The 12,749-nt window shown below is 47.1% G+C and carries 10 protein-coding genes; all 10 read right to left on the bottom strand.

The features are described from left to right. Complete coding sequence (locus EHT87_RS17635) at window positions 1–1,131, bottom strand: acyltransferase family protein (RefSeq protein WP_124907961.1); 1,131 nt, start codon at window positions 1,129–1,131, stop codon at window positions 1–3. Window positions 1,132–1,312: 181 nt separating this feature from the next. After that, window positions 1,313–2,119 (bottom strand): class I SAM-dependent methyltransferase, encoded by an 807-nt coding sequence (locus EHT87_RS17630; RefSeq protein ID WP_124907960.1) that lies wholly within the window; start codon window positions 2,117–2,119, stop codon window positions 1,313–1,315. A gap of 110 nt (window positions 2,120–2,229) precedes the next feature. Next, window positions 2,230–2,964: a hypothetical protein gene (locus EHT87_RS17625; RefSeq protein ID WP_124907959.1), complete on the bottom strand. Its 735-nt coding sequence runs from the start codon at window positions 2,962–2,964 to the stop codon at window positions 2,230–2,232. A 41-nt stretch (window positions 2,965–3,005) separates the two neighbouring features. Further along, a complete protein-coding gene (locus EHT87_RS17620) occupies window positions 3,006–4,160 on the bottom strand; it encodes a glycosyltransferase (protein ID WP_124907958.1) in 1,155 nt (384 codons plus the stop codon). Continuing rightward, window positions 4,144–5,484, bottom strand: coding sequence for an O-antigen polymerase (locus tag EHT87_RS17615; RefSeq protein ID WP_124907957.1), 1,341 nt, complete (start codon window positions 5,482–5,484; stop codon window positions 4,144–4,146). Before EHT87_RS17615 ends, EHT87_RS17620 begins: the two co-directional genes overlap by 17 nt. Beyond that, window positions 5,481–6,617, bottom strand: coding sequence for a glycosyltransferase (locus tag EHT87_RS17610; protein ID WP_124907956.1), 1,137 nt, complete (start codon window positions 6,615–6,617; stop codon window positions 5,481–5,483). The genes EHT87_RS17615 and EHT87_RS17610 overlap by 4 nt, the downstream gene beginning before the upstream one ends. Before the next feature lie 8 nt (window positions 6,618–6,625). After that, entirely contained in the window at window positions 6,626–7,837 is a 1,212-nt protein-coding gene (locus EHT87_RS17605; protein ID WP_185716267.1) for a glycosyltransferase family 4 protein, read from the bottom strand. Further along, window positions 7,834–9,183 carry a lipopolysaccharide biosynthesis protein gene (locus EHT87_RS17600; RefSeq protein WP_124907954.1) on the bottom strand — a complete coding sequence of 450 codons (1,350 nt, stop codon included), beginning with the start codon at window positions 9,181–9,183 and terminating at the stop codon, window positions 7,834–7,836. Before EHT87_RS17600 ends, EHT87_RS17605 begins: the two co-directional genes overlap by 4 nt. Before the next feature lie 60 nt (window positions 9,184–9,243). Next, on the bottom strand, window positions 9,244–10,323 hold the full coding sequence (locus EHT87_RS17595; RefSeq protein ID WP_229321154.1) for a Wzz/FepE/Etk N-terminal domain-containing protein: 1,080 nt from the start codon (window positions 10,321–10,323) through the stop codon (window positions 9,244–9,246). An 11-nt stretch (window positions 10,324–10,334) separates the two neighbouring features. Next, window positions 10,335–12,620 carry an SLBB domain-containing protein gene (locus tag EHT87_RS17590; protein WP_124907953.1) on the bottom strand — a complete coding sequence of 762 codons (2,286 nt, stop codon included), beginning with the start codon at window positions 12,618–12,620 and terminating at the stop codon, window positions 10,335–10,337. Window positions 12,621–12,749: the final 129 nt, after the last annotated feature.

Below are 12,749 nucleotides of genomic sequence, written 5' to 3'. Positions count from 1 at the left end.
TTAACTTTCTGTTGCAATACTCGGTAGTAGTTTTGATTTAACCCAGATTTTAATAGCCGATGTTTGTTTTTCAAAAAGATGCCAAAAGCAATAGGAAAATGTTACTATTAATGCACAAAGTGCTAAAAATGTCATGATAGATATGGCATTGAAATCATGTCTTTCATGACTTAACGCGCTTACCAATACTATTGATAGGGGCAAGTGAATTAAATATAATGAATAAGATATGTTGGAAATGAATTTGGAGAACTTTATTAGATAAGGAAATTTCATTTTGCTATTTATAAGGGCTATCATTAATAAAATACTTGTTGCTCCTAAAGAGTAGTTATTAAATAAAAACGGATATTTATCGAAACGAATGCATGAAAAAATTACCAAGAATAGTAGAGATGAAAATGCTGCAAAAAAAGAAGTATTAAAAATGGGGATATTCTTATATTTATAAATAAAGAAGGTTATGCCCCCCATTAACCATATTGTGAAATAACCGGCGATCTTATTACCTAAAAGCAGTAATAGTAGCACAGGGATTGTAATTAGGGCTATTTTTGCTACCACATTCTCTTTTTTGAATAAAGCGAAATACAGAAAAGGAAATAGGAAATAATACCAAAATTCACAGGATAAACTCCATAACGGAGCGTTAGACCCGAATGTCGGAACCAGTACATTCTGCAAAAAGAAAACGTTTGCCAGAAAAACGACTATGGTAGACCTTCCAATTGGATTTATGTCTCTTAAACTATCGATTTCTCCTAAATAAGCCAATGAGTCTGGATACAATTTCAGACCTATGTTGTCTAACAGTGCGGTCAATAGAAGCGCCGGAAGTAGAACAATCCATAACCTTACTAATCGGTCAATACTATAAGTTGTAAAAGACCATTTGTTTTTAGAAGCCGCGTTGTCAATACTCCCGATTATAAAGAAACCACTTAAGACGAAAAATACGATTACGGATGAATGACCAAAACCAGTAATGAAATAAAAAAAAGCAGAGATTATAGTGTGATCTACGTGATGATAGTCTAAAAAGAATAAAGCTCTAATATGGGACAAGAAGACCAATAGTGCGGCACTACCTCTTAAGAAATCAAGCCAGTAAAAATTAATGTTATGCTTCATGAAATCTTTTTGAAAATGCCTGTTTCTCTCTAAAAATAATGAAGTTAAAGAGAAATTGATCGGTCGTGTTCGAGCTGATTCTTAACACCAGGTTTATTCTCTCTACGGTAAAAAAAACTGACGGGTCGGCCGGACTTTTATTTTTCCTGGAAACCGTATTTATTGTTTTAAACAGCTTCTTCTATTTAGTGGCGGAAATCATCATATACAGGCCGTGTTTCGGAAAAAACGTTTTGATCAACCAGCGGGGATACAGTCTACGGCTGATCGCCAGAAGCCAGCTCCGGTGGCGTTGTCCCGCATCCGAAGCGAGTAAATCGGCGTGGGTCAAAACCGTTTGGATGGTAACCTGGCTGAACTGCGCAAATAATTGCATGGCTTCCGGTTTGCTGTAGGCTTTAGTCCCCGGACTTTCCAGGTAATTGGCGTAAATCGTTGTCAGGCTTGTTTGGGGTTTGCCTTTCGCGAGGGCATAGCGTAGCCAGAGCAAATAACCGACTAGACTATGTTTGTGGTAGATCATCACTTTCGCCTGTCCGCCGGGTTTCAAAACCCGGAAGATTTCGTGAACCACCCGCTGGGTATCCGGGCTGTGGTGGATCACGCCCCAGGAATAAACCAGGTCAAACGAACCGGTGTCGTACGGCAGATTTTCGGCGTCAGCCACGCGCAGGTCCGAGCTAAGGCTGAATAACGTTAACCGCTCGCGGGTGTGTTCAATGGCCCGTTCCGTCAGGTCGCATCCGTGCAGGCTGGCACGGGCTTCGGCAAATTTCTGATGATCAGCACCCAGTCCCACACCGATTTCCAGCACCTGCTTGTCGGCATGCGACTGAAAATCTGCAAAACCGCTGATATACGGTTCCAGCGCATACCGGTCTTTGGCTTGTTGAAAGTACTTTTGGCGAAGTGTTTCTCCCTTTAGGTACAAATCTTCACCGCAGGAAGCTTCGTTCCAGAAGTCATGAACTTGTTGTTTCGCATTCATGGGGCCGATTCATTATTCTGGGCATTTACCAAATATCGACAGGAGCCTGTTTCTGGAATGTAGAAAAGCGTCCATTGTGCTGGCTGGAAAGCAAATTGGGAGCAAATGCATCATTTTCCGTAGGATCGCAGCCGGGTATACTGCCGAATTCCGTAATCGATCTGTGCTTTACCCACGCACGACGGGGTTGAGGAACAAAATTGCAATTGCACTTTTTCTTTGTAAATCAGGCCGACCCCGCGGGCGTAGATTTCCACTCTTTTATCCTGCGAAACCAGCGTCGAATCGTTTTGCTGCACAATGGTGGCGGTTTCGGGAAATGGTTTGCTCAGAACGGTGAACGGTTTGTTCGTATTTTTGAGCTGGTATAAATCTTCGCCGGAGGTGTTGAAGGCATTGCCATTCCACTGGAACTGGTCGATAAGTGGAAAAATGAGCTTGACGTACGAACGGTTATTTTCGGTTTTAATCAGTTGATTATCAGTAACTCGGATGCTGCTAACCGAATCCGGTTGCCAGGCCTGGCTGTCGTTCGACCGGCGATACCGCTCCAGGCGAAAGGTGGTTGTGCCGATTGGAGCCCCATTCGGAGAATCGGTATAGGAACTGGTTAGAATTTCCCGCAACTGATAGGTTTGAGTCGCTACGCTGCCGTTGAGTGAGAATTGCTGTTCGGTTACTTCGTAAATCCAGAAATTGCCTTTTTCCAAGGGCTGGTAGTCATAACCGGATACTACGGGTTCGGTGGAGACAGACTGGCAGGCATCCAGCAAAAGGAGAGCGGTTGTCCCGATGGTGAGTAGGGCCAGGTAGTGAACGTGCCGGCGAATTGCGATCAGAATCATCGTTTTTTAAAGGAGATATACGTTTTAGACCGGTAATGGCGCTAACTGGTCACTTGATTTTCAGTTCTTTCGGCCAGAGAAAGCAGCAAGTTCCAGCATGTTCGACTCACTTCCGTCCAATCAGGCAGGGTCGTAGAGCGCAGTCGCCCTTCGGTGATTTTCCGTTGCCGCAGGGCTTCATTGGTATAGCCGGCATGAATCGTATCGACAATGCGTTGGGCCGAAAGTGGATCGAAATAAAAGGCCGCTTCTCCGCAAACTTCTTCTGCAAAGTCGCGCTGAGATGTAAAAATGGAGACCCCAAAGTGCATGGCGTCCACGTACGTAGCGGTAAACGATTCCAGCAAGGTTGGGAGCAGCAAGCCTTCAACCTGTTGATAAAGAGAAGCTACGCAATCGGCGGGAACATTTCCGATGGGAATCAGGATGTTTTGTAAGGATTCGCTGGCAATCTGTTCCAGCAACTGTTTCGCTCTTCGGTGTTGCCAGGCTTCAATGGTTAGAAAAATTCGATAGGGAAGCCGCTGTTCTTTAATGAGTCGGGCAACTGCAACTAGAATCTCCAGGTTTTTGTGCGGGTAATAGCGTGACAAACACATCAGGTATATCAAACCGGCTTGCTTTTTGACGGGTAATTCGTACGTTGTCTGACTAGTTAGCAGCGTGTATGCGTTCGGAAATAGTTGAATAGAAGGAAGTTGCGGGTAAATCCGGTGCAACCGTTCCTGCATGGTGTTGGTCTGCACGAGCAGCGTCTCAACATGGACAAGCCGCCGTTTAAACACCCAGTTACGTAATTTAATTTTGAAGATGATTTCCAGACCTACCTGTTTCCAGAGTGCCCTGTCTTCGGGATAAGCCAGGTGCGGCAGATGTAATAAAACGACCTGTTTTTGTGCTACCGGAGAGGGGAAATTACCCATGGTAAAAATAATATCGGGCTCTACCTGCTTTAACAGCTTTGGATACCAGAAATGATCCATTACAGGCCGAGTGATCCAGGGGTTTAACGATTTGGGCAGGTAATGCATTTTCAGGATTCCCGTATCCAATGCTTCATACCCGCAACCAATCGGGGCAACGATATGAATTACATCCGTTTCACTTTTTAAATGCTGAATGTTTTTTAGAAAGTTCAGCGCAACATTAAGTCCGCCTGCTGAAGCCAGGTTAAACGCATTAATGAGTAAGTTCATGATGTGGTTGGAGGACAGTCGACTTTTTAATCAACCCGCTTAAAAGCCATATCGGAAGCGAGATGTACACAAAATGGTCCACAAATTGTGGAAAGTAGCCGCGGGTAATAAACTGGAATAAGGCAAGTGCAAAAACTATTTGTTTGAGAAAGCCTAAAGGGTTACTAGATGGATTTCGACCAACGACATAGCGGACCCAAATTCCCATTAAGAAAGGCATAATAACCAAGCCAATCCAGCCAAATGCAATGTAGAAAGAACCATAATGCATAGCAGCCTCACCCGGTTTATCCCATTGCCTGGGCAATTCGAGTGAATTATCCAAGATTACAAGGGCCGGAGGGGGATACGGTTTTTCACCATTTGGAAATACAAACTTTGGCAAGGCTTTTATAAAGATATAGCCAAACATGGTCAAGCCATAATCATGTTTTATGGTGGGATTTTCGTCGTAATATCGGATTAAATTAAAATCAGCCAGAGACGCCCGTGTTTGCTCGAAAAACATTTCGTACTCAAACTCAACCGGATTGTATGATAGTTCAGAAAACCGCCCATGGATGAAATTCCAGCGGTTATAGGTGATAAAAAAGATGAAATAGATTAAAAGTAGAGATGTGAAAGAAACTGTACTTGTTGAAAGCTTGTATTTTTCATCCAGACTGTAAATTAAAACAAGGCCAATGATAGTTAAAATGATACGGTACCGGAATCCCATAATAGCAAATAATGCAAAAGCAGATAGTGTCATCAATATAATTTTGTATTTATTTCCTTTTAAATAGGCAAAAAGTATAATAGTAGTAATGATACAGTCTGCACAGTTTCTGAAGTAATATGAGTTTGTTATACTTTGATGTCCAAAAAGATTTTCATCAGAGCTGCCGAGTAAAATATTAAAAGGATTGATCCCGCTGATAAATATATCAGTGCAGACAATCCCGAAAAATAAAATATAAAGCCATAAAACCTTCTTTTGTATGTAGGGAATAGAGTCAGATTGGATTGAATAGGAGATTTTAGAGCCTTTATACTGCTTCCAGGTAAACCCAAAAACAAATAGCATATTAGCTATCATGTAGAAAAACATTCCCTCTTTATAATAATCGCTAATACGTTTACCCGTAAATTGGTACAAACCATCATCACCCATAGATGTTTCGCGACCAACCAGGTAAAAATAGGTGGGTGTAAAGAGGCAGTAAATGGCCAGTAATGCTAAACAAATTACGAAAGGAATAACCTGCCGTGTCCCAATGCGTCGAACATACATGAACGCATAAATCAGCGTGATCAGGTTGATACCTATATAAAGCCAGATCATACTCTTAAATCGTGTTTGATAACCTCGTTTACTATTTCTGCGTAATAGGCTGAGCTGGTACTGTTCCGAAAGGTTTGGTTGTAAAAGGACTGTTCTTTTACCAAGTCAGAGCAACTAACCAGCTTTTCGATAGCTACTTGGAATTCCGTTACCCCATTTGCAGGACATATGAAACCATTAACACCGTCGATAACCCACTCACGGGCGGCACCAACTTTATCACTACAAATAATTGGCAATCCGGCCGCAATTGCTTCGTTAATGACAACCCCCCAACCGTCGTACTGAGAAGCAAACACAAATGCATCAGCCAGATTGTAGTAATACGGTAATTCATCGGCCTGAATAAAACCTATTAAACGAATCCGACTATCGTTTTCAATTAATTTTTCTAATCGTTGCCGTTCATTCCCTTCTCCAATTATTAATAAACAAACTGATACTAAACTGTTTTTTACCGACTTTATGATAATATCCATATTCTTCCGGCTAATCAAAGAGCCGGAAGATAGCAATATAAATTGATTGTCTATTTTGTACGTAGTACGCAGTTTTTCAAGCCTTTCCCCATTTAAATTGTATTTATTAAATCGGGAAATGTCAATATTGTACGGAATAACTGAAAATGGCAACGTGATTCCATATGAATTATAGGTTGTAACGGCTTCTTTTCCCCCCGCTAATAAGCGTCGGCAATTCCATTTGACAGGTAATAATGTAATGCGCTTTAAATAATTTTTAATTTTTGAGTTAGATGAAGTTAGACGCTCGCCAAAAAAGGCAATTGGTTTCCCCCGTATTCTTAATAGGAATAAAGCCAGAATAGTGTTTGGAATCCAGTAAGCTCCACTGATAATTATATAATCTGAACGGTCTTCTACCAAACGGCGAATAATTGACCAGCTATAGTGATAATCTTTGAATCGTTTTTGTATCCACCTTGCGATGACCGTATCTGTTAAATAATAAACCTTATAAGAACCTGATTTGCTGTTGATCGACCATTGCCGATCCAATTCAGTTTTTGCGTAATAGACAACCGTCAAGTCAAAATAGACCGCCAGCGCTTCAAAAAAATCCTGCTGATAGGGCGTTGGAATATTGGTGTAAAAACTCAGTCGAATTCGCTCCATATCCGGTTTTAGTTATCGGTAACGGTTTGCTGATATACGTCCCGGATTCCCGCTCTAAATCGCTCCCAGGTGAAAGTCCGCGCCTGAACAGCAGCCAAACGACCCATTTCAAACCAGGCTTCCTGTTCTGTAATGGCAGCGTCCAGGAGGGTGGCCAGTCGCTCCGGATTGCGAATAGGTACTAAATAACCGTGCTTCCCTTCCACGATGACATCCGGCCCGCACGTATTTTCGGTCGTAATGATGGGTAAACCGGTTGCCATGGCTTCGAGAACAACGTGTGCGAAACCTTCGGCCAGAGACGGCAGTACAAACACATGACTTTGGTGAAGTTCCCGCACCAGTTGATCCTGAGCGATTGCTTCGTATACTTTGATAGTCAATTCTTTATATTCCAGCAAAATGCTATGGTCGATGTAACCGCGTCCGCACAGAATCACTTCGATGGTGCGACTTTTCAGCAAACGAACAGCCTGTAACAGATCGGCCAGCCCTTTCCGCTGGTTCATGCGACCTACGAAGATGATCCGGAATTTGGCCGCTGACGGAGCCTTTCTGCGTTGGAGGAAAGCCGTGGTGTCAACGCCATAAGGGATCACCCGAATCTGATTGGCCGGTACCCCATTCTCTATTAGTGTTTTCCGCGTAAACTGACTCGCGGTGATACAGAACGTAGCTAATTGCGGCTCTGCAATTAAGCCTTCCAGCCGACTATCGGCCAGGGAAAACTCCGTTTCATCCCGAATCGACTGGCTTGCAAACGGCAAACGGTCCATTTCTTCGGCTAATATGGCCCGAACCGAAAGCGGATGCGGGTGTAATTGAAATAAGAGCCGGTTAGCAATTCCGGACCGTTCGGCCTGTTGAAAAGCCTGAAAAGCGTAGTAGCTATACAGAAACAGGTTACTGCCTGATTTTTCGGCAGTCCGTAAGGCGGTAAGGCTAATTTCTCTGTCGATTGACGAATTGTAATCCCGTTGCAGAACACGGGCCTTACCGGCTTTCCAGAAAGCGGCTGAGGAAAGGCTTATTTTAGCAGCGGGCAGACCCGGACAATACCGTTTTTGTGCATATGTGGGGGCGCTTTGGTACAGCCAGTCGGGTGCGTACAGATCGGTCACCAGACGATTGAGCCAACCGGCTTCGTGCAGCGCCAAACTCAGCTGATAGTGATCGCGGGCGCCGGCGTGTGCGGTTACGGATTGGCGTAATCTGTTCATTTGCGTAACTGGCTTAACCATGCGAAATCCGTAACAATTGCGGGTACGAATTTCCCGATGCGTTCCTCCGGTAAAATGCCGAGACTGTTCTGAAACACCCGGAACAACATGAAGCAGTCGCCCACTAAAAGCCCGATTGCCATTCCCGCTAATCCATACCGGGGAATCAGCCAGGTGGCTGCCAGCAAAGCACCTAAGCTGCTGAGAACGAATGCGAACGCAATGGCCTGATGCCGGTTGACCGAAATGGCCGTTGTGGCGCTCGTATTCCACAAACTGTAGGGGAGGGCCGTTAGTAACAATACCGTAAAGAGGGGCTGCTCGGGCGTTACCGCACCTTTTGTCCAGACCAGCAGGATCGGTCCGCCGGTGATTTCCAGCGTTATCAGAAAGAACAGGGCGGCCCAGAAAGCGATCTGACAAACCCGCCGGTGGAGCACAATCGCCGTGGAAAAATCATGGGCGACCAGCGCCCGGGTCAGCTCGGGCCAAATGGCAGACGTCAGGACATTGATGATTTGTCGAATAAAGTTGGTGAGGGTCCGAAGGGTTGTATAAACGACCACCTGCACCGGCGTCATGAAGGCCCCGATGAGTAGCGTGCTCCCCTGCAAAACGATGGAATTGGCGAGCGAAAATCCAAAAAAAGCCAGCGAAGGGCTAAGAAGGTGCCGGATTTCGGCCAGCGGAAAAAAACCAATTTTCGCGTGACTTACCCAGGGATAGCGGTGACGATACCGCCAAAACATCGCCGTCCAGCTTATGGCGCGAATGACGGCATAAGTCAATGCCACGGTTCCGGCTTTGCCGCCCTGACTAACTACCGCGACCACCACGCCAAATTCGATCAGGCGAGTGAGGGTAATCCAGATTCGACCGCTGGCATTGTCGCCTTCTGCCCGGGGAACGGTACTCAAAAGCTCCTGTTGAAGTGCCAGCATTACGTAGACCATCAGAAACGCAAGGGTTAGCCAGGCTTCTGATTGGTCGATGTGGTTGATTTTCAGCCAGAAAGTAAAATCGGTGAGTTGTAAACCCAGCGCTAACACTGCGGCCCCGATGCCACTAAATCCGATGATCGCCGTGATCCCGTTGCCTAACAGCCTGGCGGTTTTGGCATACTCTTTTTTACTTACACCAATCAATAGCTCATTGGAAAGCGCCGAAGCCAGTCCGGCATCGCTCACACTCAGGTACGACGGAATCGTAAACAACAACAGCCATTCGCCATAGTAGGTCAACCCCCAATACTGAATCAGCAGCGGCACACTGACCAACTGAATCAGAATCTGGCCGACCTGACCCAGCATACTTGCCGCAATTGATTGTAAAACACGGCGCAACATCGTGTTTGGGATTAAATGAATAAATTCCGTTTCGGTACTTCTATCTCTACTACCGGTCGGCTACTCCGATAAACTTCGTCGCAACCGGGCAGGAACGTCAAAGCCGATCACCAGGCAGAGAACACTGCCAACGACAAACCCCACCAGCGTATATAAAACCACCAGCATGGTGCGCCGGGGCGATGATCGCTTCAGGGGTATTTTGGCAGGCTCGAGTACTTTAAAAACCGGGGTCTGTTCCTGAACTTTGATTCGGGCCTGCTCGAATTGCTTGGCTAGCTCCGTATAAACGACTTGGGAAATGGTCAATTCGGCTTCAATTCGCTGTTTTTCCATCGTTGCCGCCTGAACAACCATGTATTTATGCTGGTCGTTGTAATGAAACATCGTGTATTGTGCCACTTCGAAACGGCGTTTGGCTTCTTTCAGCCGGTTGGTGTAGAATAGCAAGTCGCGCCGGACTTTTTCGGTGCGGTAATTGGTTACGTAGCGGGTTAAATAATCCAGGGCGATCTGCGTAACGGCCGCCACCGCCGTTGGATCGGGCATTTGGGCCGAAACCGTAATGATTCCGGAGCGGGTGTCCATTTTGGCCGAAACCCGCTGTTGAATGTCTTCCGCCAAATCCTGTTGTTCCTGTGTGAGTCGGAGTGTGTTTGGATTGGTACTCGGCGGAAGGGGATCGGATGGCTTCTTGAATGAAAACCATCTCCAGGAATCGGCTGCCGACAATAGAGCGGATACCGTGATTTGTTTACCGTCCCGCGTCGGAACCGATTGGTCCAGCAGCGACAGAATGAAAGGCGTACTCTGCAAAACATTGGGATACAGATCGGGCCGAACCGCTTCGATGCCGCCGGTTTCGCCAAATTCTAACCCGGCAAACCCGGCAACCGACGCTAATTTCTGGAGCACATCACCGGAACCCTGGCTGATTTCGGGCATAATGCGGGCTTCGGAAACGTATTCAGGTTGTGTCAGCAAGGACACGACGATCCCAATTCCCGTAAAAAGAGCCGTGATCAGCAACACCCGCACCCGGTTTTTCCAAATCAGCTTTCCAATTCGGCTGGGCGATAATCCCATCCAGTATTCGGCCTGAGGAGGTTGAGCGGTCACGTGGTTTGCCGTCGTCATCATAGGTTCGCTCATCAAAATAGTCGGATAATGGTCAGAACGACAGCCGCCAGCGACGTAACGCCCGTCATTACGGCTACCCGTTCGGCAGGCGACAGTCTACTTTCTTCCCGCTTCGGCTTGGCAGGAATGATCACTTCCATGCCGGGCTCGGGTGAGGGATAAGACCGGACAAAAAGCAGTTGCTTCGTCCGCTGGATTTTACCATTTGCGTAAATTGCGTAAGACTTTCGGCGTTGCGCTTTGGACGTAAAACCGCCGGATTCGTCGATATAGGAACGAAATGATTTTGCCGAATTGAAATCCATAGTCGACGGGTTCAGCACTTCGCCCCGAATGCGTACCAGTTCGACTTTTCGGGGAATGATAATAGAATCGCCCGCCAGCAGGAGCAGATTGCCGCTATCGGTCGGTTTTTGCAGAATTTCATGAATATCGATGGAGATAAGTTCACCTTTTCGGACAAAGCGGGTCGCCTTCAAAAAGGCGCTGGCCTGTAACCCACCCGCGCGGCTGATCAACTCCGAAATCCGTTCCGATTTGTCCCGGATGGCGTAGCGCCCCGGATAGGTTACTTCGCCCGTAATCGTTACCATTTTTTGGGGTTCATACCGGGGCGAGGTGCGCACAAATACTTCATCGAACGGTTGCAGACTGAAACGCGCATCCGCTTCCGATAAACGGAGATTTTCGTCCAGATTAAACTGAAAAATCCGGATGTTCTGATTGCTCGGTAAGCCCGTCGTATCATACCGAAGACGGCGGGCAATTTCAATGCGCGATGCCGTGGCTCCTTCCGTAAACCCACCGGCCAAAACGATCAGATTGGCCACACTCATGCTATCGGCATACGTAAAAAGGCCCGGTCTGTTGACCGCTCCCTGAAGTGCAATGGTGCGTTTTTCCCGAAGATCGCTATAAGCCAGAACCGTTACGGAATCTTCGCGCTGTAACGGAATATCGGTCACTTCACCCCGCAACAATTTGCCCGGATCAAAAGAGATCAGTTCCGGATCAAGGTTTTGCCGCAGCCGGCGGATGGTTCCGCGATTCAGAAACGCGTCTTCCCGCAGCCCTTCCGCAGCCGTAATGAGTTGGCGCAACGTCGGGCTGTTTTGCAGGGCGTAGGTACCGGGCCGGAATACGGCTCCGCTGATAATCACGCGGTTGCTGAATCGTCCGGTGATGCTGCCCACCGCGTATTGATCGCCCTTCTGGGGCACGAACGCATCGAGAGCACTGGCCGGAATGGTGCCGATTTCCAGTTCTTTGGCGGTATTCCGGCGCAGCGTTAACGAGGCTGTATACGCCCGGTCGGTATAGCCACCGGCAAAAGCCAGTACGGTTTTCAATAATTCGCCCTTTTTTACCTCATACAGCCCGGGTTGTTTCACTTCGCCACTCAGTTCGACCCGCGTATCGTAGTGATTCACGAAAACGATGTCCTGGTCCTGCAAACGGATGTTGTCCTTCTGATCGGCCCCGAGCAGAAAATCGTAAATGTCCAGGGTTCGAATCTGGCGGTTGGCGCGGTAAACCCGAATGTCGCGGAACGAGCCGCGGCCAGGGTCAGGGCCTCCGGCGGCATACAACGCATTGAAAACCGTTCCTAATGACGACAGCGTGTAGGTGCCGGGTTTGACAACCTGACCAATCAGCGTTACCTTGATGCTTCGGATGTTTCCGAGCGAAACCTGCGCGTGAACGCCACCGGCTGCCGTATTCAGTCCCGTATACAATTGCCGTAGCCGGGCCACGATCCGCTGTTCGGCCTGTTCCACCGTTAATCCGTTGACATAAATCGGACTGAGGTTTTCCAGGCGAATGCTCCCTTCCGGATTGATTTTGGTGCGGTAGGTTTGCTGGGCATTCCCGTAGATATCGACAATCAGTTCGTCGTCGGGACCAAGCTGGTAATTTTTTGGCGTTGGAATCCGCAGATTGGGTTCAAACGTCAGGTTAGCGTTGGTAAATAAAGAAGCGCCAAAGATAACGGGCGCGGTGGGGTCGCTGAGAGGCTGGTTAACAGGCGGTTGAGGAACCGGTGATTCTTCGGATTGTATGCGGCTGGTGGTCTGCTCCCGCACCGGTTCGGGTTTCGGTACGGTATTTAACTCCGTTACCCGCTGGCGCATTTTGGTTATGTCGGCCTGGGTAAATCCCTTCGACAGCGCCAGTTGTTCAATTTGGGCTTCGGAAAGGCCGCTCGATTTGGCCTGCTGGATGAATTGCTGGACCTGCTCGTTGGTTAAATCGGTTACTTTCTGAGCAAGCAGCGGGGAAAATAATCCCGAACCCATAAACACTACCAGGCAAATCTGCCAATTGAACGATCTACAACTTTTTATACCCCCAAAAATCATATAAATACGTGGAACCGACTGGGAAACCTAACCAGAGCCCTATGGTGTAAATATAGACGAGCGGGG

Source organism: Larkinella knui, assembly GCF_003858645.1.
Taxonomy (GTDB): domain Bacteria; phylum Bacteroidota; class Bacteroidia; order Cytophagales; family Spirosomataceae; genus Larkinella; species Larkinella knui.
Note: the sequence above shows the minus strand (reverse complement) of the source record. Positions and strands in the feature narration are given on the sequence as shown.